The 23,886-nt window shown below is 69.0% G+C and carries 19 protein-coding genes and 2 pseudogenes; 11 read left to right on the top strand and 10 right to left on the bottom strand.

Annotated features, from left to right (window positions below; translation table 11 throughout):
* Window positions 1-39: 39 nt before the first annotated feature.
* Genes ACGFI2_RS18320 through ACGFI2_RS18335 form a run of 4 tightly spaced genes read right to left on the bottom strand, consistent with a single transcriptional unit; the run spans window position 40 to window position 9,071 of the window.
* On the bottom strand, window positions 40-1,254 hold the full coding sequence (locus tag ACGFI2_RS18320; RefSeq protein WP_393518109.1) for a TIGR02679 domain-containing protein: 1,215 nt from the start codon (window positions 1,252-1,254) through the stop codon (window positions 40-42).
* The gene (locus ACGFI2_RS18325) at window positions 1,244-6,247 is read right to left on the bottom strand and encodes an SbcC/MukB-like Walker B domain-containing protein (RefSeq protein ID WP_393518111.1); all 5,004 of its coding nucleotides are present in this window, start codon (window positions 6,245-6,247) and stop codon (window positions 1,244-1,246) included. Before ACGFI2_RS18325 ends, ACGFI2_RS18320 begins: the two co-directional genes overlap by 11 nt.
* On the bottom strand, window positions 6,244-7,527 hold the full coding sequence (locus ACGFI2_RS18330; RefSeq protein ID WP_393518113.1) for a DUF2398 family protein: 1,284 nt from the start codon (window positions 7,525-7,527) through the stop codon (window positions 6,244-6,246). The genes ACGFI2_RS18325 and ACGFI2_RS18330 overlap by 4 nt, the downstream gene beginning before the upstream one ends.
* Window positions 7,524-9,071: a DUF2397 family protein gene (locus ACGFI2_RS18335; protein ID WP_393518116.1), complete on the bottom strand. Its 1,548-nt coding sequence runs from the start codon at window positions 9,069-9,071 to the stop codon at window positions 7,524-7,526. The genes ACGFI2_RS18330 and ACGFI2_RS18335 overlap by 4 nt, the downstream gene beginning before the upstream one ends.
* Window positions 9,072-9,438: 367 nt before the next feature.
* Here ACGFI2_RS18335 and ACGFI2_RS18340 point away from each other — a divergent pair.
* Window positions 9,439-9,795: pseudogene (locus tag ACGFI2_RS18340) on the top strand (transposase family protein); the annotation flags it as partial.
* Window positions 9,796-9,909: 114 nt separating this feature from the next.
* A complete protein-coding gene (locus tag ACGFI2_RS18345) occupies window positions 9,910-10,302 on the top strand; it encodes a VOC family protein (RefSeq protein WP_393518119.1) in 393 nt (130 codons plus the stop codon).
* A 268-nt stretch (window positions 10,303-10,570) separates the two neighbouring features.
* Here the strand turns inward: ACGFI2_RS18345 and ACGFI2_RS18350 are convergent, their stop codons facing one another.
* On the bottom strand, window positions 10,571-10,777 hold the full coding sequence (locus tag ACGFI2_RS18350) for a hypothetical protein (protein ID WP_393518122.1): 207 nt from the start codon (window positions 10,775-10,777) through the stop codon (window positions 10,571-10,573).
* 804 nt (window positions 10,778-11,581) lie between these two features.
* On the opposite strand from ACGFI2_RS18350, the gene ACGFI2_RS18355 reads away from it, so the two are divergent.
* The 3 genes and pseudogenes from ACGFI2_RS18355 (at window position 11,582) to ACGFI2_RS18365 (ending at window position 12,806) form a co-directional block, all read left to right on the top strand.
* Entirely contained in the window at window positions 11,582-11,821 is a 240-nt protein-coding gene (locus ACGFI2_RS18355) for a Rieske (2Fe-2S) protein (RefSeq protein WP_393518125.1), read from the top strand.
* A gap of 114 nt (window positions 11,822-11,935) precedes the next feature.
* A pseudogene (locus ACGFI2_RS18360) lies at window positions 11,936-12,166 on the top strand (molybdopterin-dependent oxidoreductase); the annotation flags it as partial.
* Between the two features lie 97 nt (window positions 12,167-12,263).
* The gene (locus tag ACGFI2_RS18365) at window positions 12,264-12,806 is read left to right on the top strand and encodes a DUF488 family protein (RefSeq protein WP_393518128.1); all 543 of its coding nucleotides are present in this window, start codon (window positions 12,264-12,266) and stop codon (window positions 12,804-12,806) included.
* Window positions 12,807-13,238: 432 nt separating this feature from the next.
* Here ACGFI2_RS18365 and ACGFI2_RS18370 read toward each other — a convergent pair whose 3' ends face one another.
* Window positions 13,239-14,147 (bottom strand): cell shape-determining protein MreB, encoded by a 909-nt coding sequence (locus ACGFI2_RS18370; protein ID WP_393518131.1) that lies wholly within the window; start codon window positions 14,145-14,147, stop codon window positions 13,239-13,241.
* A 108-nt stretch (window positions 14,148-14,255) separates the two neighbouring features.
* Here ACGFI2_RS18370 and ACGFI2_RS18375 point away from each other — a divergent pair, with 108 nt between their 5' ends.
* The 3 genes from ACGFI2_RS18375 to ACGFI2_RS18385 all read left to right on the top strand — a co-directional run bounded on the left by ACGFI2_RS18375 (window position 14,256) and on the right by ACGFI2_RS18385 (window position 15,718).
* On the top strand, window positions 14,256-14,462 hold the full coding sequence (locus ACGFI2_RS18375) for a hypothetical protein (protein WP_393518134.1): 207 nt from the start codon (window positions 14,256-14,258) through the stop codon (window positions 14,460-14,462).
* A gap of 166 nt (window positions 14,463-14,628) precedes the next feature.
* A complete protein-coding gene (locus ACGFI2_RS18380) occupies window positions 14,629-15,381 on the top strand; it encodes a rod shape-determining protein (RefSeq protein WP_393518137.1) in 753 nt (250 codons plus the stop codon).
* A 70-nt stretch (window positions 15,382-15,451) separates the two neighbouring features.
* Complete coding sequence (locus ACGFI2_RS18385) at window positions 15,452-15,718, top strand: potassium transporter TrkA (protein ID WP_393518140.1); 267 nt, start codon at window positions 15,452-15,454, stop codon at window positions 15,716-15,718.
* Window positions 15,719-15,791: 73 nt separating this feature from the next.
* Here the strand turns inward: ACGFI2_RS18385 and ACGFI2_RS18390 are convergent, their stop codons facing one another.
* The 3 genes from ACGFI2_RS18390 to ACGFI2_RS18400 all read right to left on the bottom strand — a co-directional run bounded on the left by ACGFI2_RS18390 (window position 15,792) and on the right by ACGFI2_RS18400 (window position 20,532).
* Entirely contained in the window at window positions 15,792-16,121 is a 330-nt protein-coding gene (locus ACGFI2_RS18390; RefSeq protein ID WP_393518143.1) for a TraR/DksA family transcriptional regulator, read from the bottom strand.
* A 339-nt stretch (window positions 16,122-16,460) separates the two neighbouring features.
* Window positions 16,461-17,747 (bottom strand): NAD(P)/FAD-dependent oxidoreductase, encoded by a 1,287-nt coding sequence (locus tag ACGFI2_RS18395; RefSeq protein WP_393518146.1) that lies wholly within the window; start codon window positions 17,745-17,747, stop codon window positions 16,461-16,463.
* 376 nt (window positions 17,748-18,123) lie between these two features.
* Complete coding sequence (locus ACGFI2_RS18400; protein ID WP_393518148.1) at window positions 18,124-20,532, bottom strand: ATP-binding protein; 2,409 nt, start codon at window positions 20,530-20,532, stop codon at window positions 18,124-18,126.
* Between the two features lie 225 nt (window positions 20,533-20,757).
* Here ACGFI2_RS18400 and ACGFI2_RS18405 point away from each other — a divergent pair, with 225 nt between their 5' ends.
* Window positions 20,758-21,522 carry a hypothetical protein gene (locus ACGFI2_RS18405; protein WP_393518151.1) on the top strand — a complete coding sequence of 255 codons (765 nt, stop codon included), beginning with the start codon at window positions 20,758-20,760 and terminating at the stop codon, window positions 21,520-21,522.
* Between the two features lie 182 nt (window positions 21,523-21,704).
* On the opposite strand, the gene ACGFI2_RS18410 is transcribed toward ACGFI2_RS18405, so the two are convergent.
* Window positions 21,705-21,986, bottom strand: a complete 282-nt coding sequence (locus ACGFI2_RS18410) for a hypothetical protein (RefSeq protein ID WP_393518154.1) — start codon at window positions 21,984-21,986, stop codon at window positions 21,705-21,707.
* A gap of 278 nt (window positions 21,987-22,264) precedes the next feature.
* Here ACGFI2_RS18410 and ACGFI2_RS18415 point away from each other — a divergent pair, with 278 nt between their 5' ends.
* Window positions 22,265-22,420, top strand: coding sequence for a hypothetical protein (locus tag ACGFI2_RS18415; protein WP_393518157.1), 156 nt, complete (start codon window positions 22,265-22,267; stop codon window positions 22,418-22,420).
* A 387-nt stretch (window positions 22,421-22,807) separates the two neighbouring features.
* Window positions 22,808-23,701: a hypothetical protein gene (locus ACGFI2_RS18420; protein ID WP_393518160.1), complete on the top strand. Its 894-nt coding sequence runs from the start codon at window positions 22,808-22,810 to the stop codon at window positions 23,699-23,701.
* Window positions 23,702-23,886 lie beyond the last annotated feature (185 nt).

Raw genomic sequence — 23,886 nt, forward strand, 5'->3', positions numbered from 1 at the left:
GGATCATTGCTGACCCCGGGACGCCGGGGCCATGCGGGTTCAGAGCCGGTGAGCACCGAGGACTCGCGCGAGGAGGACGTCGTGTTCCTGGTAAACGGCGGCCGTTGCGGCAGTGAGCGCATGGGACTGCTCACCTTCGCGCGGCCTGGGCCGGGGTGTAGCCGGCGGGTGATGTCGAGCTTCGGACGCAGTGTCGTCGTCCATCGCGACGATTTCGGCGCCGTAGGTCGATGCGACGACCGCCGCGATCTGTCTGCCCGCGGCGTCGATGTCGCCGGCGTATCGCAGATGCACGCCGTGCGCGACAGCGAGTTGAAATAGCACATGATCGATCGCGCGCAACTGGCCGCTTGTGCAGGCGATCGGCTGCCGCACTCCGGCGGTGAAAGCGATTTCCATGACCGACGGATTCTCCACGACCGTCAGGGTTTGCGGCGCGAGAATGGGCGGATGGTGTACGAGGTCGAGCAGGGTGAGCGCCACCGGCGCAGGTGAATCGCGCAGTCGCCGGTCGATCGGTCCGTCGCCGACAGCTTCGACGTTGAAGAGCAGGACGGTCGCGTACAGCCGGTCCGCGATGACACCGACGGTGGCCAGCAGCGCGCGCACAAGATCCGGCCGATTCGGCTCGGGTTGGCCGGCGCGTTCGGCGATTGCGGCCACGAGGCGGATGCCGTTGAGGGTGGTCAGGTCGAAGTAGTGCGGGTCGCCGGTGATGTCGTGGGCGAGCTTCGCCAGAGGTACCGGTGGCCGGGCTGGAATGCGTCGCAGGGCTGCGGCGAGCGCGGCGATGCTGTGCCGGATCTCGGTATCGTCCTCGCCGACGCCGGTGACCCGCATCCGGGTGACGAGCTGCGGCAGGTCGGGAAGCTCCTCGGTCGCGTACTGCCACAGCTGCGCACGACGGTCCGCCGCGGCGAGCGTAGCGGCGCTACGGTCGACGACCGGTTCCCCCACCGCTTTCTCGACCAGTGCGATGAGCGCATCTCGATCGATGTCGAGCGCGGCGAGGAGTTCTCGCAGCGGGACCGTGGCGGTATCGCCGGACACGCTGACGGCGGATGTGCCGCGGCGTCGGCGTGTGGAGGTGTCGAGCCAGGTCCGCAATTGCGCGATACCGGCTGTGCTCAGTGCCAGGACCCGAACCGTGTTGATCGCCTCGGGGCGGGTGCCAGCGCAGAGACGTCCGTGAACGGCGCGCCAAAGAGGATGCAGGTCGACGTCTTCCGCCAGGTAGGTGAGGTCAGCCGGCATCGTTCAGTGTCCGGCCGGCAGTCGTGTCTGCGGTAGGTGCGGCGAGGGGTAGGGGCGTCGGTTCCCCGCTGCCCGTCCACAACCACGGGACGGTCACGCGGTGCCGCCCGTCGGTGATGACTTCGTGGACGACGACGTGCTGAGCTTCGCGTTTGATCAGCGGGGCGATCGTGGGTGTGGTAGCGAGGACGTCGAAATCCCAGGTTCGCAGCAGGGTGAGGATCTGGCGCAGGTTGCGGTCGTCGAAGGCGGCGTCGATCTCGTCGATGGACAGCAGGCGAGGCCCCTGGTAGGTGTCGCCGGAGTACATAGACCAGGCGGCGGCCAGCAGCGGGAGCATCGTCGCGAGTCGGGATTCGCCGGTAGATAGGCCTTTGAGCGGGTTGGATCGGGCGTTCACCGGCTTGAACTGGTCCGCGCCGAAGCTGCTGTGCGTGACGCTGACCTCCCAGTGGTGCCAGGAGCGGTAGTCGAAGGTGTGGGCGACCCGGTCGGCCCAGGTTTCCTCGCCGGCGTCCTCCATCCGTTCCCGCAGGATGTCGTACATCTGATCGAAGACCTCGTCGGAGGGCGGCGCTTTGAGCAGGGCGACCATTTGCTGGGAGTTGCCGTCGTCGCGGACCTTCCAGTCGACCTGGACGCCGACGCGGGCCACGCCGGTCCGAACGTTCTCGAGGGTGGCCCGGATCTGTCGGACAAGTTCCCTTGCCGCCTCGCGGCGGGTCTGGATGTCACGCCGCAGCTGGGTGAACATCGACGTCTTGAGAGTCGCTTTGACGTCCTGGCGCAGATCTCGTTCGAGGCCTTCGGCTGTGGCGCGGAGTGTCTCGGCGGCTTGCCGCAGATCCTCGCCGACGGCGGCGTTGGGTGCCGCGAGCGTGATGCGCCGCCACTCGGTGCCCTCGAGGGTGGTGCTGTCGAGCTGCTGATCGAACTCTGCGAGGGCCTGGTTGACGGACCGCATTGTGCTCTCGAGCTGCTTCTGCACCCGTTCCCGAGCAATCCTCAAGGTGTCCAGCCGGGCGCTGGTGGTGGGTTTGCCGGCGAGCAGTTGACGCGACCAGGTGAGTGCGGCGGTCAGGTTGGCAGGCCGGTTGTCGCCATCACGCGGCAGGTTTTCCGGCACTTCGGCGAAGCCGTGAGTGATCAGCAGGCACATTCGATCGAAGCAGTCGGTGCGGTGCTGGTCGGCCTCTCGACGACGCGGCGCGATCTTGTCGAGCGTGGTGGTGGCGGCGACCGCAGCATTGTCATGCGTGCGGAACTCGGCCTCGCGTTGCTCGACTTCGGCCAGTTTGTCGGTCAGTTCGTCGGCGAGCCGGTCTTTCGTCTGGCGTAGCTCGGCGTATTCCGCCCCGTACAGCGCGCGGGTCTGCTCCATCCGGGCGTCCAGTTCCTCGGCGGTGAGCCGGATCTGGTCCGCGGCGGCGACCGCTTTCTGGAATCGGCCGGCGACCCGGTCCGCTGTCCGCTGCTCGCGCTGGGCTGTTGCGAGCAGGTCGAGGGTTCGCTGCCCGGCGCTCTGCCAGGCCTCGATCTGCTGCAGCAGGGTAGCGACCAGGTCCCGGTGCCGTCGTAGCACTTCTCGGTCGGTTGGCAGGATGGCGCCGTCGGGCAGCGTCGCGGCGGTATGCAGTGCGCGCAGCGCCGTGCGGACGCGGTCGCTGGCTTGCTGGTGCCGGCGGCGGTGTTCGTCGACAGAGGCGCGGGCGGCGACCTCGTCCCGTTCGGCGACGTCCTCATCGCGGGTGGTGCGGCGCAGACGCTCCACGTCGGGGAATCGCTCTTCCTCGGCGGCGCACAGATGCTGAGCCGTTCGGGCCTCGTGCCGCCGCTCGGTGGCTTCCGCCAGCTCCTCCCGCGCGGTGATCAGGGCATCGCCGGCGTTGGACTCGGATTGCCGGGATCGTCCTAGTGCGCCGGCTGCCTCTTCAAGCCGTCGGCGGGCAGTCTCCATCGTCCTGTCTATGGCGTTGAGGGCAGCGTCGAACTCGGCGAGCAGCCCGGTGAGTTGCGCTGCGGCGGTGGCGAGTGCCTGCGTGGTTTGTTGCTGAGCTTTCGCGACGCCGAGCTGCAGTTGGCTGACCTGCTCGCGTGCCATGGCAACCGCGTCGGCGGGAGGGAAGTCATCCCGCTCTCGGCGGGACGCGTGGACAGCGGCTTCAAGGAGCTCAACGCGTTGCTTCTCAGCCTCAAGGTCGTGGCGCGCGGTGGTCAGTCGCTGTTCGAGGTCGGCGACGAGCGCGAGCCGCGCCCGTTCGCGGGCGGCCCGGCCGATGAACGTGGCTCGGTAGTTTGGCGGAGCCGACGCGATCACGTTGCCGGTGCGCAGGTGCCCGATGCTGAGGTCGCTGCCGGCCAGGTCGATGGCGACGGCCCGCAGCAGCCATTCGACGTGCCGCGGATCGGCGCCCGAGCCGTTCTCCGCAATGAGAATGTCGGCGAGACTCTGCCCGATCACAGGACGGTCCCCGGCGAGCACCAGGTCACCGTCGCCGACCAGGCGGTCTCCGGTGATCAGCGCGTCGAGCAGCCCCGCGGTCAGCAGGGCACCTTCGATACGGTCGGCCTGTTCGGCGCTGATGTGCTCGGCGAAAGCAACGGCGGCCCACAACGGCACGCCACGGCCCGGACCGCGCGGCGACCGCCACGGCGGCGCCTGCGGCACCGGCAGCTGTCGCCGGGCCTGTCCGAGCTCGTCCTCGATCCCGGTGACTCGTTGCCTCCCATCATCGACGGCACGCCTTGCCTCGGCGATCGCGCGTTGCAGACCGCTGACGGCCGCCGAGTGGGCCCGTTCCAGATCGAGGAAAGGCTGCCGCAGATCGATGACATCCGGATCGTCGGGCAGGTTCACCGTACGGCCATCGAGGTGGACGAGCCCGGCGCGCCACCCGGCTACTTGGCGGCCCCACTCGGTTGCTGCCAGGGTGGCGTCCACGCGGCCGTCCGCCAGAGCTTGCTCAGCTGTGACGGTGGTGGCGTGGGCAGCGTCCACGGCGGCGTCATGGACGGCTTGGGCTTGGCGTGCCTGTTCGTCGACGGCCGTACGGTCGATGTCGGCCTGCGCTTGCGCGTCCTCCAGGGCACGGCGGGCCTGATCGGCGACTTGTTCGGCCCTATCCCGAGCCTGCGCGGCCCGGTGTACCGCACCCTCTGCAGCATGCACGAGGCGGGTGCCGTGCACGACGTCCTGTTCCCGGGCTGCCAGGGCGATCCGTTCCCGCGTGGCGGTCCCCGCCTCATGCAGCCAGGCAACCAACCGGTCAGGGTCGATTCGGTCCTCGGCATCAGTCGTCAGGTCCGCCGGGACGGACGGAAGCTGGGCACGGCGGCTGTCCCACCGGTCCAATTCGTCGAGTAGGTCCTGCTCGGCGGCACGGCGTTCGGCGCGGGCATCGCCAGCGCAGTCGGCGGCACGGTCCTGGGCCTCCTCGGCGGCGCGGAGATGCCCGGCCTCGGTTCGTTGTTCGATCTGTGCCATGTCGTGTTCGTGCAGCGTGGTGTCAATGCCGTTGAGGGTCGTCGTGCGCGTCTCGATCCAGCCGCGGGGGGTTTCGGCGATCTGTGCGAGGTCAATCTTGGGTGGGTCCTGGTCGAGGCTGTTGGCTGCCGTTACCTGTTCGGTGACCTCGGTGAGACGATCGACGAATGCGTGCGCCCCGACATCGGCGGCTGTCGCGCGTAGCCGCGAGCCGATCCCGGTCAGATGGCGCTGACTGTTGCGGAACTGATCCGCGGACTCCATTGCCTGCTGGGCGGCGTGTTGTGACTCTTCCTGCAAGTCCAGGCCGGCTGCTTCCAGCTCGGATTGCTGCTTGCGTAGATCTGTGAGGCGTTCTTCGAGATGCGGAAGCTCGGCGCCGGCATGGTCACGCAGCGCGTCCTCGGCGGCTTGGAGCCGGCCGCGGACACCGGCGATCTCGCCGCGCAGTTCCTCGCGCCGGACCTGCACCCGCGCAGCGTGTGCCTGCGCGTCCGCCAACTGCTGCTCGGCGGTGCGCGCCTCGCGCGCGTGGTCGTCGAAGACCGTCTGGGCATTCGCCAGGCGGGCGGCTTCCTCGGCGATGATCGCGTCGATATAGCGCTGGTACTGCTGCTCCGATTGTTCCAGCTGCCGAATCTCGGCACGGGCCTGCTTCAGTTGTGCCTCGAGGTCGGCGATGCGTTCCATGGTGTCGGCGATGAACTGCAACGCGCGAGGATCCAGCGCCGGAAGCGCCTCGGTCAGCACCGCGCGCATCTGATTCGGGGAAATCGCCTCTGCGGTGCGAACGCTGCGCAGGCTGCGTAACACTCCGACGAGAGCGTCGAACTGCACCGAGTCCAACGGCGCGAACAACGTCGTACGGATCGCGTCGCGGTACTGGTTCTCCTCGGCAAGGTTCACATAGTCCCGGACCTTCAAGGTGAGACGGTCGTGGGAGGTGAACAGTCGGCCGTTCGCGGCGCCAACCTGCTCGGCGAGCCCTTCGATCGGTACCGGGTCCCGCTGTCTGGCGAGGAAGAGGTCGGTTCCGACGCGGCCCGGCATGATGAAGAACGCCTTCTGCAACCCGCTGCTCTGCGAGCGCAGCCACAACCCGGTCGTCAGGTAGCGAACCTCACCGGTGCCGCTGTCGTGGTAGCCGTACTCCAGCCACCACGCTCCGGTGCGGTCCTCCTTGGCGTTGCGGTCGGTGTGCCGGTCTATCAGCGTGCCGACGGCCTCACCAGACACCGACAGCGCCTTCTGCGACACCTCGCCGTCGAGCAGGACGGTGACCAGCATCGAGGCGGTCAAGGACTTACCGGATCCGTTTGGCCCGGCGAGCGCCAGCCAGCCGTCGGCGAACATGAGCGTCTCGTCGGTCCACGCCCACGAGTTCACCGCACCGGCCCGGGTTGGCTGCCACCTGTCGGCAGCGACCGGTCCGTCGTTCCAATCCGCCACCGGGCCGGCGTTGTCGTGGCTTCCGGTCGGCTGTCGGCCTGGGTGCGCGATGAGGGTCACGCCGGCTCCTCCCTCGTGTCCGAGTCGGCTTCCGTGCGGTGGCGGCCCGGACGAGCGGGCTGGCCATGCCGTGCCCGCACGCGCCACAGGTGCACGCCCGGTGTGATCTGCCATCGGTCTTCGTCGCCGGTGACCCGGAGCAGGCCGGCGGTGACCAGTTCCCCGGCAGCGGAACGGGCCAGAACGGGCAGTCGTTCGGCATAGCCGGCCGCCCACCGCGGCATGTCTCGACGGATCTCCTCGAACAATGTCGTGATCTCCCCGGCGGTTACCTCGGACGCGCCGTGGTGCGGCAGGTGCGACAGCAGGGCTAGCGCACCCTGGCGCTCTGTCTTGCGGCCCTGCGGGAAGTCGAATTCAGAGGCGGTTCCCGTCGGGTCGGTGATCTCCCACCAGTCGCGGCGCACGGTGGCGACCAGCCCCAGCGCGGCGGCGATGTTCAACGCGCGTTCCCGGCCGGTCGAGGTGGCGAGGTAGCCGACCGGGTTCGGGTCGTCCTCCGGGTCAGCGGCAGGGTCGTCCGCCACCCGCCGCAGCGCGGTCAGCCGGCGCCCCTCCACGCTGGCCTGCCGTTGCGCGACGGCGTCCGGCTCGGCGTCAGGAAGCGAGATCGCTGTCAGCGTGGTGACGTGCTGACTGGGGGCCCGGTCGCTCAACGACAACAGCGTCGGTGACAGCGAGGCGAACTTGTTGGCGAGGCTGTCGCGGTCAGCGGTGATGAACACCTCCGCGTTCTCGTCTGTCACTGCCCGGTCCAGGTCCGCGTCGACGCTGATCTCCCCGTCGACCTGCAGCAGCTTTATCGCGTCCACGATGTTCGCCCGTGCGGCCTGTGCTTCACGCTTGCTGACCCCGTCCGCTGCCACGATCCGGAAAGCCGGTAGCCGACCCGTGGCCGCCTCGGCGGCGCACACCTGAGCCACCGACTGCAACAGCTCGCGCAGGCTGATCCGCGGACGCCGCCACAGCTGTTCACAGACCAGCGCGGCCAGCACCAGCACCTGAGCGGGAGCCAACTCGCCTCGTCCGCTTCGCCGCTGCAGCCGCGGTCCGCGGTCCCCGGGAACATCGTCACGGCGCTTATGCAGGCGCACCATCCCACCAACGTCGTGAATGTGCAGAGTCCACCCTAATTCCGTACGGAAGAAGTCGGTGATCTCCCGCCGGCCGCGCAGCACCACACGGTAGCGAACCGGGTCATCGGCTGAAGAGATCCGGCAGGTGAGGATCAGGTGGCGTGCCGCGTCGGCGAGATCCGGGTCGAGGAGCCGCTGGGTCATGCGGCGCCCTCCGTCATCACGACCTGCGGATCGTGGGCGGCTTCGGTCGGGGTCACGGTGATCAAGAGTTCCGGCGCCACCAGGGTCCCTTCGGCAAACCGGACCGGCAGGTGGGTCTCGGGGCGGCCCAACCGGACCCGGACGACCACGCTGGCACCCTCGGCATGGACTTCGCCGTGTCCGGTAGCGGCATCAATCGTGTTGCGCGCTACTTCGATCGCGCCGAGCAGGATCACCAACGCCGGTGTCTCCAGACCGGTGAAATGACTCAGCGGCACTTCGCCGTCGGTGGCCAGCAACGCGCTGAAGCGCCGCCGGTTCGCTGCGGTGGCGGCGGCCTTCTCCAGAGCGGCAGCCCGGGCAGCACCGGCGTCCGGGACCTTGCGGGGACGGCCGCTGGAGCGACCGACGCGTTCGTGCTCGCGCAGGATCACATCCACCTGGTGCCGGCTGATCCCACCGGCTGCCGGGGTGGCGTGGGCGACGTCTTCTTCGGCCGTCCCGACGACCGCATGCACGGCAGGCCATTGGCCGAACGCGGCCGCATACACTCGGCGGGCAGCCTCGTCGTCCGGCTGGGCGAACAAGCTGTACGCGAGTTCCCGGAAGTCGGCGGCCAGATCCGAGCCGCGCCGCAGGGCTGTGTAGCGTCGATCGATGGCCACCAGGAGGGTGTGCACGGCGCCGGCCGCCGAGGAGATCAGCCGCTGCACCGAACCCGAAGGGGCGAACCAGGCGGCAAGGTCGGACAGCCGACGCACCCGCTCGTCGATCCAGTCCTGCTGATCGCGGGCGTCGAGCAGGCCCGCGTGCATGGCGGCGGTCTCGACCAGCGGCCGGTGCCCGGCCGACTCCAAGTCGGTCAGGGCCGCCTCGACCCGGCGCAGCGCTCGCCCATACTCGCGCGGGAACTGCCGCAGGGCCTCGATGACACGATCACGGTTCTCCCCGAACAGCAGATCATCGGTGACGTCGGACTGCACCATCTGCGCCAGCGCAGCGTAGAAGTCGGCGGTGACACGCTGCATCTCGTCCAGCCTCGTCCGGACGTCATCCAGGTCAGTTGGCAGCAGCCCAGCGTCGGAAGAGAGATGCTCGATCAGATCACGGACCGTGCGTTCGACGCTGTCGAGAAGACGGCTCGGCAGTTGCAACGCCCGCCGCGAGTCGACGACAGCCGTGCGCACCGCGGCCACCACGGCCCGGCCGATCTTGGTCAGCGCCCACGCCTCCTGCCGGCGGACCACCGCATCCAAACCCGCGTTGAGCGCCGCATAGTCCCGGAACGGCTCGACGAGATGCCCGCTCGTCAGGTAGTCGAGCACCGTACGCAGCTCGAGTTCTGTCACCTGGTCGCGGAAGCCGACGTCGCGCATCTGCGCGGCGATGTCGGCCGGCGTCGACATCGGGGCGCGTGTCGCCAACTCCTCCAGGGCTGCCAACACTGCCGTGTTGCGCTCGCGCGCCAGGTCCTCGGGTTGGCCGAAGCACCGCCACACGACCGGATCGATGTCCTGCCACCACAGCCGTGGCGGGTTCGGCACGCAGTTCCTCCCAGACGACCGTTACCTACCGCGCCATCGTCGCGGCGCGGCACTCACCAACACTTCTTCGCTACTCTCCGAGACGCACCAGTGACCGACGCCGCAAGATTACGGTCTTCAGGGCCGAGACGCAGCCCTGGGCACCGGAATCGACAGCCGGACCACCACTACTGGGCCGTCCTCATCGAACGTCACCCGAACCAACTATCGACAGGTTGGCCATACCTGTCATCAGGCGCGTCGCGATCAAGGACGCATACCGACTCAAGCACCACCTCACCGTCATCGACGGCATAGCCCAACACTCACGCTTTTCATGATCAGCGAGACCTCGACGTAGATCAGCCACGGGACATGTCACCGAAGGGCCTCACCCGGCCTGCCCGGTTCGGTCCATGACCTGACCGCCGCCCGAACCCACGGCATCATCGACGCGCTGACCAGCGCAGACGCGATGACCGTCGCTGACAAGGGCTACCAAGGAGCCCGCGGCAGCGTGCGCACCCCATTCAAGCGACGCCGATTCCGGCCGAAGCTGTCACGCCGGCAGAAAGCCGTCAACCGGACCCACGCGAAGATCCGCGCCCGCGGCGAACGTGCGATCGCCACTCTCAGGACCTGGAAGATCCTGGCCAAGCTGCGCTGCTGCCCACGCCGAGCGACTCCGATCGTGCAGGCCATCCTCGTCCTGCACCACGTCGAAGCCAACCGCTACGCAGGATGAAAAGGGCTCCATATTGGCGAAATTCGTGGACGCGAGCACGAGATCACGTGCACTGTTCTGCCGCTGTCGGCACGCGAGCGGCGAGCATGACACGACCCCGCGTACGCTGCCGCGGTGCAGATCGACTTGGTTGCCCTGGTTGTCGAGGAGTATGACCCGGCGATCGCGTTCTTCATCGACGTACTCGGCTTCGACCTCATCGAGGACTCTCCATCGCTGACCAATGACGGACGACCCAAGCGATGGGTCGTCGTCCGGCCCCCGGGTGCCCAGACCGGGATTCTGCTCGCTCGCGCCGACGGAGAACACCAGCGTGCCGCTGTCGGTAACCAGGTAGCCGGCCGGGTCGGGTTCTTCCTCCGTGTCGACGACTTCGACGCTGCTTACCGGCGGATGGACGAGGCCGGTGTCACCTTCGTCCGGGGACCGCGGACCGAGCCCTATGGCCGGGTTGCGGTCTTCCTCGACATCGCCGGCAACCGGTGGGACCTCCTCGGCGCGACCTGACGCCACCGCATTTGCCAGCCGAGCCGCCAAGATCACACGTCCTGATCTGCCGCGAGTCACGCGCTACCCGACGGTCACGGCCCGTTTGGAGGCCGACGCAGGCTCCTGCCGAGTCGAGTCTGCTGTTGCAACAGCGCCGGTACTAACCGTGCCCTCATCGTCACCCGGGTGGCTCGCCTTCACCGTCCTGCAACGAACCTGCGGCAGCGGCTGGACGCCGGTAGCGGCCACAGCTACCGAACACGGCCGTGACCAGGAGGTCCGAAGATCAGCCGCTTCGACGGTTGCCATACTGGCGAGGACCCTGCACCGTGCCGGAACGGCCGTGGACGCGGCTCGCGGTACCCCCGATGTGGTTGACGGTGGCCTTGCCCTTGGACCGGCGTGCCGCCCGGTTCTCGAAGGGCTGCGGCTGCTCCTCGGTTCCCGCTTCGGCGTCAGCGGTGGGATCGGCGTCGCTGGTGGCGTCGGCCATCGGTGTCTCCTCGTGCTGTTCAGGACGGGGCTATTCGCTGCGGATCTGGAAGCGTAACCGCCACGATATGCAGACGGTAGCGTGCCGGCCGACCCGAGTCGGGACCGACTGCCCGGGTAAACCATCCAGTCACGCCAGAGCCCTCGCCAGGGTGATCCGACCACGACACCGTCCGAGCACCCGGATTTGCCGCTGTCCGGGCGCAGTACAGTCGCCCCTCCGTAACGCTCGGCGGCAGGGTTGTCCCCGGTTCGGCCAGTCCACTACCAGGCCATGCCTACTTTGGTGGCGAGCGGCATGCGGGGCGCGCGACCTCGGTAGGTGGCTTGTTGGGTGCAGACGACGTACACCCGGACCTCAGTGCCCACGCGAGCCGGGTTATTCGACGCCTCCGCTGCTTGCTGGCAGGAGCCAGATATGGCCATTGCCCCCGACCCTGCCAGTCGGGCGGGCCTACCCGTGCAGCAGGCCCGAGTTCTTCGAGAGTGGTGGGCCTCGTCGGAGGCGAAGGAAGCGGGCGGTGGGGTTTGAGGGCTCGATGGCGGGGTAAAGGCGGCGCCATGCGCGCTGGGCTGATGAACAAGCTGGAGCGGGCGTCCGCGCTGGATCGTGTGGGGGACCGGCTCCAGCCGAAGGTGTGGTCGCTGCTGCGGCCGCAACGGGTCAAGGATGCTCTGCACGGTGTGTGGCTGGGCCACCCGCTGCACCCGGCGCTGGTGCAGATCCCGATAGGCGCCTGGATGAGCAGCGCGATCCTTGACCTGATGCCCGGGCGGCGACGGACGCCCGGGCAGGAGCGGGCCGGTGGTCTATCGCGACGGCCGCGACATCACCGTGATGCCGGCCCGCTGCGCTCACCAGAGCGGGCCGCTCGACCAGGGGAAGCTGGTCCAGGTCGACGGGCAGGCCTGTGTCGTCTGTCCCTGGCACGGCAGCACTTTCCAACTGAAGGACGGAGCGGCGGTGCACGGTCCGGCCAGCACAGACCAGCAGGTGCTGGCCACGCGGATCACGAACGGCGTGCTGGAGGCCGCACTGCCCTGACCGCCCGGGAGGGGCGGCGTTGAACGATCCGGCCGGGCACGTGGGAAGCAATCCGGCCGGCTAGCCGGGAGGCCGGTATGCCCAGCTTCTTTCCGCTCTGGATGATCCTCACCCATTTCCTCAGCATCTTCTTCCTGCTGCTGCTGGCCCGCTCCGGCCTTCGACGACAAGGCCGAGACCGAAGGCAACTCCGGCGTCCACTACGAGTCGATCCCGCTGTTTCTGGTGGCCGCACCGCAGGCCGTGCTGACCCTGGACATGAACGACGCTCCCTTGTCGATCGAGCACGGCGCGCCCGCACGGCTCCGGCTGGAAACCCAGCTCGGCTTCAAAATGGTCAAATGGGTCAGGGCTGTCGGGTCCGTCGTCGACTACCGCCACATCGGCATGCGGCAGGCGGCTGGCGCGAAGACCACCAGTTCTACGCCAACCAAGCCGGCATATGACATCGCGAGAGATTTGGACGATCGGGCACTGGACGTGTCCGGAATCGGCATTCCTGCAGCCATTGCACGAGCACGACATCAATCTGCTCGCCGACGTGCGCGCGCAGCCTGGATCGCGACGCAACCCGCAGTTCGGGCGCGACGCGATGCCGCGTTGGCTGACTCGGGCCGGCATCGACTACGTCCACCTGCCCGAACTGGGAGGCCGGCGCCGCAAGCAGGACGTGGACCCTGAAATCAACGCCGGGTGGCGCCTGCCAAGCTTCAAAAACTACGCCGACTACACCCTCGAAACCGGGTATCGGAAAGGCATGGAGACATTGACCGGCCTCGCCGAAAACCACCGCGTCGCGGTCATGTGCGGCGAGCCAATGCCGTGGCGCTGCCACCGACTGCTCATCGCCAACACCCTCGCGGCCCAGGGCTGGACGGTGTGGCACCTGATCGGAGACGCCGAGCCACGACGGCACGAACTGGGCCAGTGGGGCGCGATGCCATCGGTCGACGCAGACGGACACGTGACGTACCCGGCAGCGTGACCACCACAGCCGGTGCCGGTCTGCCCATCGGCGTACAACCGGACAACGATCCTGGTGGCCGCCGTCCAGGTGATGGTGCCGTCCGCCTCCGGCGGGATGAAGCCAGACCGCGGATTGGCTCCCGGCGCGTCGGTCGCACGTTCTTCGCCGGAGCGGGTCGACAACCGCGCCATACGTGGTTGCACGGCCAGCAGAAGACTCGCTGCCAGCACCAGGACCGGCACAACAGCGTTGAACGCGTGAGACGGTGTGGTCAGCAGCAGCACTTGCCGACCACACCGCCGAGCAGGGCAGCCACCGACAACAGAGTGACGCGGCGCCGGAACTGCTCCTCGATCATGGCGCACAGCAGTTCCAGGGATTTCGCCGATCACCGCCGGTCTCGGTCGGGTGCTGAGGATTGTCATCGGTGTCCTTCAGCGATGCCGAGTGTCAGATCGGGGCGGGATGGCGCAGCAACGACATGGCGGCCAGCCCGGCACCGTTGAGCGCCGCGGTGCGGGGAGACACGGCGCGGTGCACCGGCAGGCGGAGCGCGGCGGACAACGCTGCGGACAGGCCGGGATGGGTGGCGCCGTCGCCCACGAGCAGCAGCCCGCGGGTGAGGGCGGGGGCCAGTTGCGTCTGCGCTGTCGTGCCCCGCAGGGCCTTGAGGTGGTGCGCGACGACGTCGCTCACCAGGTCGACGGTGGCGCCGCGGGCGAGGTCGCGAGTGCCGATGTCGGCGCGACGGGCCGCGACGATCCGCCCGTGGTCCAGCAGGGCGACCTCGGTCAGCTGGGCTCCGACGTCGGTGACCAGCAGGCTGCCGGCGGCTGCTCCCGAGCCGATCGCGGCGGCGCGGACGGTGTCGATGAAACCTAGGCGGGAGGGTGCGAGGACCGCCTCGACGACGCGGCGCATCACGGTCTGCTCGTGTTCGCCGGCCAGGACCGGGCGGCAGGCCGCGACGACACCGCCGGGAGGTACCGGTTCGCTGAAGCGGCGGATCAACTGGGACAGCAGGATCACGCAGCCGTCGGCGTCGACGATGCGGCCGCGCCGGATCAGAGTACCGGCGGAGGTGAACGCGTCCCCGCACGGCGCGCTGATGGTGCCGCGGTGCGCCGCCCAGACGCCCATGAAGCTGCTGCCGAAGTCGATCGCGACCGCGGTCGGCGGGACAGAGCGACACATGCCGGCAGCGCGCTGGTCGGGCGAGAGAACGTTCGCGGACACGGTCACACCGATCACTTTCATTGATACGAGCGTTTGCCGAATCCCATCGTCGCCGCTGAACAGCTGAGTGACAGCGGTCGGATCGGGCGAAGCTTCGTCGTGCCCGTTGCCGACGCCCGGCAACCCGGCCTGCGGTCACGGGCCGCGGTGCAGGCCGGATGCCCGAGACCTCGGTCGACGGCTTGCGTGGTGTCGTGGCCCTTCCTGTTCTGGACGGCTATGGTGGCCGACATGCATGACGGACCCGGCTTCGGCGGCGTCGGCCGGCGAGTCGCGGTGCCGACGTTACTCGTATGGGCTGTGCTGGTGTTGGTCGTGTCCACCGCCCGGGACATCGGGTTGTGCATCGTCTTCCGGCTGACCCGCCGTGCGGTCCCGGCCTGTGTACCGGCATGGTCGGCGGACCGGGCCCCGCCGACGTGGACGCTCACCGCCTGAAGCCGCCCGTTGCGCGGCGTCGGACACGACGCTGCCCCTTGGCTGGGAGCACCATGCCACCCTTCGTTCATGACTTTCGCTTCGGCACGCCCGTTGACCTGCCGGCGACGTCGCTTCCCTTCGTTGACCCTCGACACCTGGTCCCCGACGCACCCGGGTGGGCGACATGCTGACCGCCGGTGCCTACGCTCGTCCGGGCGTACAGTCTTGCCTTGCCCTTGACCTCGGAACGTCCACCGTCCGGCTATGGACGCCGCAGGCGGGAACGGTGATCACTGAACCGATGGTGCTCCGCCGCCACGGCACCGACCGGCAGGTGGCCGGACGAGCCGCGCTGACCGAGCAGGCCCGCGGTGTGACCGCCACGTGGCCGGTGCGCAACGGTGTGGTGCGCGACTTCTTCGCCTGCGTGTACCTGCTCCGGCTCCTGACCGCCGATATCCGCCTACCATCCGACACTGCCTATCCCGTACTGGTCGGTGTGCCGGCGACCGCGACCCTGCGCCAGCGCAACGTGCTCGTCGCCGCGGTCCGCCGTGCCGTCGGCGGACGGGTCAACGCAGTGGAGGAGCCACTCGCGGCCGCACTGGCCTGCCGTCCTGACCCGGGCGGTGACGTGGTCGTGGTGGACATCGGATCTGGACGTACCGAAGTGGCACGCATCTGTGACCGCAGCATCGTCGCGGCGGAGCGTGTCGAGGACGCCGGATCCGTCGACCGGATCCCGGCGATCGCCGACTGTGTGCGCCGTCTCGACCGTCCGCGGGGTGGTCAGCGGCGGCTGCTGCTCACCGGTGGTGGTGCGACCACCCCCGGAACCGCCGCGAGGTTGGCCGCGCTGACCGGCCGCTCCGTCACGATGCCCGCCGAACCTCCGCTGGCCACGCTCACCGGCCTGCGCCGTCTACTCACGGGCTGACCTGGGCCGGTCCCGCACCCGTATCTACTTCCCGGCCGCGGTTGCGGTCGTCTTCTTCCGGAGTTTTGTCATGGACGTCGAATTCACACCGCTGCCGGGCATCGGACAGTGCCACGCGTTCACCACCGTCACCGGTCATCGGGTCGGCGTTGTCACCCACTACGCCGGCGGTCGACGCGAGCTGATTCACGGCGTCAGCGACGATCCCGATGCCACCTGCAGCCTGACTCTCTCGCGTGGCGAGGCGATCGCGTTGGCGGGACTGCTGGGCATCCTGGACGTCATCGACGTAGACGTCACCGGCGCTCGGCAGCCCCGCCATCCGGCTGCCGGGTGACGGGGCTGAGTGCTGCCACGATCAGCGGCCGCGCCGGCGACAAGGCCGGCGCGGCCGCTGCCGCAGCATTCCGTCAGCCCTTGTGTTTCTGCTGGCAGGGGACGCAGAACCGGGCATGCGGTAGCACTTCGAGCCGTTCGGCGGGGATTGGGCTGTCGCATTTTTCGCAGCGACCGTAGCTGCCCTCGGCGATGCGGAGCAGCGCGCCGGTGATCTGCTCGAGGTTGTGCCGGGTGGCCGCCACCAGTGCCGCGCGGTTGTGTGTTTCGCCGGGGTCGCCGGTGTCGGCCGAGATCTCCGTCAGTTCCTTGAGCCGGGTCGTCTGGGCCGCGAAGTCCTCGCTCAGCGACGCGCGGAGGCCAGCGAGCCGGCCCTGGTCGGATACTTCCATGTCGACGCTCATGTGCCGCTCCTTGGTCGGGAAGCCGAAAGTGCTTCGGAAAGCAAGAAGGGCGGAAGCTCGAATGGCTTCGCCCTGGCGATCGGTCGCGTGATGTGAACTACCCCGCTCGCCGGTGGGTCTCGACCCGACGGCTGCGGGCTGCGTTGCCCGGTCGTCGTCATGCTCGAGGAGCAGCCGTCGGAAACTGCGGCGATCAGCCGCGGCACCGTGAGATCGACAGCTCCGAACGCCGCGACCGCAGCGACGGTGTGCAAGCGAGAACTCACCAGCAGCATCGGACCACCTTGAATTGATCGTTCCGGAAGTTCGGCAAGGGCTTCGGCAGTGCTGACGCACCCGCTAACGCAGCGGGTCGAACGGCGCCAGCTCCGCGGGCACCTCACCCTTGAGCACCGCTTGGGCCACCAACTGGCCGGTGATCGGCCCCAGAACGATCCCCCACATGCCATGGCCACCGGCGACGAACACCCGCGGCGCGGCGGTCGTGCCGATCAAGGGCAGGCCGTCAGGGGTGCACGGCCGGGAACCGACCCACTCGTCGCGGCGGTCATCAAGGTTCACCCCGTTGAGCAACGGCCGCACCGCGTCGACGACGGCGGTGATGCGTCGCGGGTCCAATTCGTCGGCAGGCCGGCGGAACTCCATCATCCCGGCCACCCGCAACCGGCCGCCCAACGGAGTACAGGCGACCCGCTGCGCCGGGAAGTACAGCGGGCCGGCGGGCATCCGTTCGACGGGCACGCTGAAGCTGTAGCCGCGCCCGGCCTGTACCGGGCGGCGTACCCCGAAGCGTGCGGCCAGCTCACCGAATTCCGCTCCGGTGGCGATGACCACAGCGTCATGGCGGTGCTGCTGCCCGGATGGGCCGGTGACGCGGACGTCGGTGGTTTCCGGCTGCAGGCCGGTCACCTCGCTGCTGTCGATGATGCGGCCGCCGCGGGCCCGGACCGCATCCGCCAGCGACAGGATGAACTCGGGAGGGTTCAGGTACCGCTGCCCGAAAATCTGGACAGCGGCGCCGACCCGGTCGCTCAGAACGGGCTCCATCGATCGGACCACCTGTCCGGTCACCGGGCGGAAGGTGACGTCCTGACCGGCGTCGCCCATCTGTTCCAACTCGTCCAGCAGCCCACGGCTGTCACGCTCGCGGGCGAAGCAGGCCAGGAAGGGATCCGCCGGCGTCGTCACGGCGCTCACACCGCCGGCCGCGAGGGCATCGAAGGCATCCAGGCAGCGCTCGTTGAGGGGGACGTAGGCGGCCATGCCCCGCCGCCACCGCCTGGCGGTGCTGTGGAACACGAACGACAGCAGGAAGCGCCACAGGTCACGGTCGGCCCGCAGCGGCAGGTACACCGGGGATCGGGCGCTGAGCACCGCGCGCAGACCGTAACGCAGCACCGCAGGTTCCGGCAGTGGGGCGGTCAGCCCCGGAGTCAGCCAGCCAGCGTTGCCCCACGACGAGCCGGCGCCGACGTGATGACGCTCATAGAGCGTCACCTGTACGCCCGCTTCCTGCAGGAACCAGGCCGTGGACAGGCCCACCATGCCTGCTCCGATCACCGCGACGTCACGCGGTGAGCCGCTGACGAAGGCGGGAGTGCCGGTCACGCCGAGCTCGTCAGACATACCGCTCCTCTGCTGCGCTGTGCCGTCTCGACAGCCGTTCGGTGGCTGACCACCTCATCCGGCCTGCTTTCCGGCCATGATCGCTTGATCACCGCGAACCGGGCCAGGGCTGTGGCCGGCCAGCTGAAGCGTCATACCCTGCCGACGCTCGGAAACCATTGGCGGCCGCATCACCAGCGTCGGCGGACCGGGCCATGCTCAGCCTCGGAGGCCACCGACCCCAACTCCGCAGCAGATGATCAACAACGACCCACGAATCGGGCAGAAGACCCAGAAAAGAGTCCTCCTGCGCGCGCCGCTGACAAGTGCGACGTAGGCCCTGACGGGTGGGACCGACACAACAGGGGCCGCCGGTGGCGGGACGGCGCCGTCCGCGTCAGCCGAGTGGCGTTGCCGGCCGCGTGGGCGGTGTTCCGTCGAGCCGTGCCCGCACGGCGGCCGCTTCGGAGACGCCAAGCTCGTCAAGGATCGTGAGCGCCTGCCGCCACGCATGCCCGGCCGCCTCCGGGGAGCCGGCCGCCTGGTGGGTGTCGCCCAGATGCACCAACATCTCCGCCTCGTTGTTCCGCTCACCGATCCGGCGGATGAGGGCCAGCGCGCGGCGGTAGGCGGTGACCGCTTCCCCGTACTGCCGGAGCCCATGGTGGGCGAAGCCGATACTGTCCCAGGCCTGGGCCTGGCCGAGCCGGTCTCCGACCGCCCGCATCAGGTCGAGGGCGCGGGCGCAGGAGGCGAGCGCGACCTCGTAGTCGCCGAGCAACGCATGCTGCCAGCCCAGGCCGTTGTACGCGCGGGCCTGCCCGGGACGGTGACCGGCACGCTCGAAGAGTTCCAGTGCCCATCGGGTGTGCTTCAACGCGGCCTGGTACTCACCGTTTCGCTCGCAGAGCAGGCTGAGGTTCAAGCGTACGTAGCCCTCGTCGACGGGCCGGTCGGCGGTGGCGAAGTTCCTCAGGGCCCGGTTGAAGTGGATGCTGGCCCGGAATCTGCGGTTGTCGATGCTGCTGTAGGCGCGGCCGAGTCCGCGATGGGCGTGGCCCTGGGCCAGCGGGTCGCCGAGCCGCCGCGCCGCGGCCAGTGCCAACCGTTGCAGGACGGCCCACTGCTGGCGGGGCACCTGGCGGTACAGCATCGGCTCGCACGCCCACGTCAGTTGCCAGGCACGGGCGTGAAAGCCGGTGCGCGCGGCGCTGTGGATCGCCGCGACCAAGGTGGTTTCCTCGGCCGCGTACCAGTCCAGTGCGGCGGTCTCGTCGCCGAGGGGGACCACGGTCACCCCTTCGTCGGGCGGCGGAATGGCGATGGTGTGACGCTGGGGGTCCAGCATCCGGCTGGCGGCGTAGGCGGTGTGGAGCAGATGGTCGAGGAGCCGGCCCTGCGCCATCCGTCGACGCGCTCCGGGATCGGTGGCCCGGGCCAGCTCCATCGCGTAGGCGCGCAGCAGATCGTGCGTACGGTACCGGTCACGATAGGGCGCCGAGACGAGATGCGCGCGGGCCAGTTCCGCCAGGGCCGGCCGGACCTGCCGCACGGGTACGCCCGTGAGGCTGGCGGCGGCGGCCACCGTGACGTCGGGACCAGGGTGCAGCCCCAGCGCCCGGAACAGGGTCGCGGCGATCGGGCTCAGCCGTCGGTAGGACCAGGAGAAGGCGGTACGGACGTCGGCGCCGTCGGTACCGGTGGACAACGTGTCGAGCACCGCGGTGCCGGTCCGCAACTGCGCGGCGAGCGCGGCGAGTGGTTCGTCGGGGCGGGCGGCCGCGCTGGCGGCGGCGATGGCCACGGCCAGGGGTAGCCGGGCACAGCGGTCGACGATCTCCGCCACGGCCGCCGGTTCCTCGGCTGCCCGGCCGGTGCCGAGTCGGGACGCGAACAGCTCCGCCGCGTCGGTGGGGGTCGGCAACTCCAGCCTGAGCGGCAGCCCGCCCTCGCCCACGACCAGGCCGGTCAACTGGTTGCGGCTGGTCACCAGCGCCATACAGGAGGGGCCGCCGGGTAGCAGCGGGCGGACCTGGCCCGGTTCGCGGGCGTTGTCCAGCACCACCAGCACTCGACGATCGGCCAGCAGGCTGCGATAGAGCGCGACGCGCGTGGACAGGTCGTCCGGCATCCGATGGGGGTCGGCACCCAGCGCGATGAGGAATCCCCGCAGGGCGTTCTCGGGGGAGACCTGGGTGCCGTTCGGGTCGAAGCCGCCCAGGTCGACGTGGAGCTGTCCGTCGGGGAACCGGCCGCCGGCCCGGTGCGCCCACCAGAGCGCGACCGTGGTCTTGCCGACACCGGCGGTACCGTCGATCACGACCACGGTGGCCGACCCGCCCTGGTTTTCGCAGCTCGCGGCGGCCCTGTCGAGCGTGGCCAGTTCGGCTGCCCGGCCCACCAGGTGTCGGGCGACCGGGGGGAGTTGCCGGGGCATCGGCCACCGGCGGGACGCCGCCGGCGGGCGGGAACCGGTGCCACCCGGCGGGGTGCGCCTGCGCTGGAAGGCGTACTCCAGCATCGCGTACCGGGGTCGCCAGGTCTCCTCGACCCCGGTACGCAGGGACAGCTGGGACAGCCGGTGGTGTGCCCGCGCGTGGTCGTGGAAGCACTCCACCAGGCGACGCACCACGTCCCAGTCGGGTGGCCGGCGGACCGTGCCGTTGAGGATCGCGCCCACCTGGCTCTTGCCGAGACCGACCCGGGCGCTCACCAGCCGCAGGCTCGGTCCCCGCGCCTGCGTCCAGAGCAGACGCAGATCAGCGCAGAAGTGCCGGAGCAACTCGTCCGGATCGTCGGCGGGCACGGGCGTGAACCTTCCGCTCGCTCGCTGGTGGGGTCGGCCGCCGGCTGTCCGGTGCTGTCCGGCCGGGGCGGTCGGCAGCGTGCATCCGACCGGCGGCATCACGGTACCGTGACGCGGCGCGTCCGCACCGGCCACTCACCGTCACCCGGATGGTCGACTCTGATGGCTCCCCGACGAGAGGGCGTAGAAATGACCCGAGGAAAGAGGAGAGCCGGGAGTCGGCCGGTGCGCGTCCTGCTGGCCGCCCTGCTGTCCATCGTGGTGGTGGCGCCCACCGGCGCTCGACCGGCGTACGCGATCGCCTGGACCCAGGTGATCACCGCAGCGATCAGTGCGGTCAGCTCGTGGGCGAGCGCCGGTAACACTCAGGCCGCGATCCAGGAGGCGACCCGGCAGATTTTGACCGCGGTCAACTCGGCCCGAACCGAGATCCTGGCGCAGATCCAGACGATCGCGACGGCGCAGAGCCGGGCCTGCGCCAACCACGCCGTGATCGAGTTCTTCGACATCGAGCGGATGACGCCGGACAACATGCAGCGGTTCGCCCAGGACGCCACCGGCTGCGCGGTGGCGATCGAGAGCATGATCTCCGCGCTGACCGACAAGGCGAGCGTGGACCAGCTCGGTTTCGCGATGAACATCGTGACGCCGATCGCCCTGGTGGCACGGGCCCGGACCGGCCTGACCACCGACGGGCTGAAGAACACCCTGCGCGCGGCCAACACCCAGCTGGTGCCGAAGCTCGCACCGCCGTCCTGCACACTCTGGTCACCCGACTTCGACCCGGAGCTGCCGTTGCCCCGCAAGGGTGACATCGTCAGCTACTACCTCTACTGCACGGCGTACAACAACGACAATGGGTACGCGTACACGGAGGTCGTCTGGCCCAACCGGCTCCCGGACAACGCCTTCGATCCGGCGATCGCAGACGCCACCAGAAATACCAGCCGGGCGATCGCCGTCGCGGTGTTGCCCATGCTGGCCGGCTGACCCAGGGGCGGCGGCCCCGGGCAGGGGTCGCCGCGACCAACGAGTAGCGGTGACCGACTTCGACACAGGCTCTAGCACACGGTCTGAGCGAGACAAATCCGGACCGTTAGTCTCGGAGCCAGGTGGCCATTGCCTTGAGGTGAGCGGCATCATGGCACGACGGTCCGACGGAACCGCTGCGGTCAGCCGCCCGGGCAGCGGGTGTCACCGCCGCTGTGTTCCACGCAGTACCCCGGTGGTCCGGGCGTCGTCGCTGCCGGCGCCGGGGCGAGGTCCCGGCCGGCGAGCACGGCGAACGGTACGGCGGGCACGGCGATCACGATGGCCAGCACCAGGAAGACGGCCGCGGTCCGGACCAGCCGCAGCCGGTACGCGACGAGCGCGATGAGGGTCGGTCCGGCGGTCGCCACCGACGCGGCGACCAGCAGGGCCAGGCTCGCCCACTTCGCCGGCGAGGTGGCCACCGCGGCTCACCAGCACGAGGCAATCGTGGGCAGTGAGGTCGACGAGGATCTGGTCGACCACACCGGGTGCCTGTTGAAGATCATGGCCGGTTGCGGCGGCATGGGTATGACCCTCGCGCTATCCGCCGGCACCGGTCGTCCTCGCCGCGCATGCTGCTCACCTGGCCCGGCAGGCACCCACCGTCGACAGGTACGTCGACGCGGCGACCATCGCCGACCACCTGGCCGACAACACCCCTGACCGGTCCGGATGCACCAGCGGGCAGCGAGACGAACTGGTGCGGCAGTACCTCGCGGTGCTCAATCGGCGGGACTGGTGCGACACGGCTCGCGGCGGGCTGGACCCGACCAGCGAATTCTTCGCCTGGTTCGCTGCCAATGCGGCCGCGCGACTGCAGCTGCAAGCGTTCACCTACCTGACCGGTGGTGACTGATGGAGACAGCTACCGATCAGGGTCAGGAATCGCGTCCGTATGAGCGCGGCGCCGTGGGCGTGTGGGCAAGAGATCGCCATCCCGGCCTGGCGTCACGAGCCGATACCCAGGACTGATCGAAAGCCTCCGAGCTACCGGGGGAACCTCAATCTCGCCCTGCGCCGGCTTAAGCGATTCTCGTGCCTTTACCTCGGCCACGGTCGACCGGATTGAGGGGACTACAGGGTGTAGCTGCGTGGCTTAGGATCACTGCTCGCGGGGTCGTCACCCGGCCTCGGGCCTGGGGAGGTTGTCGTGCGGCGGGTCGCGGTGGTGTGTGTTGTTGCTGTGCTGTTGAGTGGGTGCGGTGGAGGCTCGTCTGAGCAGCCCACGAGCAGTAGCGCCCCGGTGGGCGACGACGGTGTGATCGAGCCGACGGGCCAGGTTGGTCTGCCGTCGGGGATCGTGGTCTCGAAGGACGACTTCTCCGCTGGTAGCAAGGGCTTGCTGGTGTATGACGTCACCACGGGCAATCTGCTCGCCACTGCGGTGGCGCCGGGCGAAGCCGAGGTCAACCGCCGGGAGGCGTTCGACGCGACGATGCAACGCCTGGCCTACACCAACGATTGCGAGCTGCAAGTGGCGACGCTGACCGGTGGCACCTACGTCCCGTCGGGACGGTGGCAGCCACCGCAGACGTTCGGCGAGCCAAAGCAGTGCTTCGACAACCCGACTTTCGGCGAGGACGGCCGGATCCGAGCCACGGTCGGCGCCACGGTGTCTGAGCCCGGCCGGGTCATGTCAGTCGATCCGGTCCAGCCGGACACAGCTCCGAGAGATGAGGGCGCGGGAAGCGTTCGACAGGAGAAAGAGTTCCGTATCGCCGACTTGAAGAAGTCTGATGTGCGGGTCTACGTTCGCGGCAACACGGTCACCAGTCTGATAGTCACCGGGGTCAAGCCGGGCGGTGATGTCCTCAGCGGCGACTTCTCGTACGACTGCGAGACGCAGGTCGACAAGGCCTCGTTCTTGTGCACCTCCGCCCTCGACATGTCGCGCCAGTATTACGGGAGCGTCGCTCTGGCCACGGTCGACATGCCTGCTGGGACGGTGACGGTCAAGCAGGTCGCGCCGGCGAGCAAGGCTTCCCGACCGACGGTCCTGCCCGCCTCCGACAAGAGACGGGTGGCGATCAACGACTCCACTGGCTGGTACACCACGAGCCTCGACGGTGCTTCAAGCCCAATCCGCCAGCCCCTCAGCGATCAGCAAAATCTCGGCGACCCCCTCTTCTGGGTCTGAAGCCACTCTTCAGAGGGCGGTCCGCAGTAACTTGATCTGATCTATACGTTGCGTCCGGTTGGTGGCCTTGCGGCAGATTCGCCATTGATGGCGACCAGTCGATGGGTTGAATGTGAGTTCTGGTCGTGACCGCCTGGGCGGATCGGGCGTTAACCCGGTCATGGGTGATCGAAAGCGGTATCCCA

The sequence above is a fragment of the Micromonospora sp. NPDC049282 genome, from assembly GCF_043197045.1.
In the GTDB taxonomy this organism is placed as follows: Bacteria; Actinomycetota; Actinomycetes; order Mycobacteriales; family Micromonosporaceae; genus Micromonospora.

Coding starts and splice junctions, on each gene's coding strand:
- ACGFI2_RS18320 (WP_393518109.1), bottom strand. CDS start 1,254: ATGCCGGCTGACCTCACCTACCTGGCGGAAGACGTCGACCTGCATCCT.
- ACGFI2_RS18330 (WP_393518113.1), bottom strand. CDS start 7,527: ATGACCCAGCGGCTCCTCGACCCGGATCTCGCCGACGCGGCACGCCAC.
- ACGFI2_RS18350 (WP_393518122.1), bottom strand. CDS start 10,777: ATGGCCGACGCCACCAGCGACGCCGATCCCACCGCTGACGCCGAAGCG.
- ACGFI2_RS18365 (WP_393518128.1), top strand. CDS start 12,264: ATGACATCGCGAGAGATTTGGACGATCGGGCACTGGACGTGTCCGGAA.
- ACGFI2_RS18375 (WP_393518134.1), top strand. CDS start 14,256: ATGCATGACGGACCCGGCTTCGGCGGCGTCGGCCGGCGAGTCGCGGTG.
- ACGFI2_RS18380 (WP_393518137.1), top strand. CDS start 14,629: ATGCTGACCGCCGGTGCCTACGCTCGTCCGGGCGTACAGTCTTGCCTT.
- ACGFI2_RS18385 (WP_393518140.1), top strand. CDS start 15,452: ATGGACGTCGAATTCACACCGCTGCCGGGCATCGGACAGTGCCACGCG.
- ACGFI2_RS18390 (WP_393518143.1), bottom strand. CDS start 16,121: ATGAGCGTCGACATGGAAGTATCCGACCAGGGCCGGCTCGCTGGCCTC.
- ACGFI2_RS18395 (WP_393518146.1), bottom strand. CDS start 17,747: ATGTCTGACGAGCTCGGCGTGACCGGCACTCCCGCCTTCGTCAGCGGC.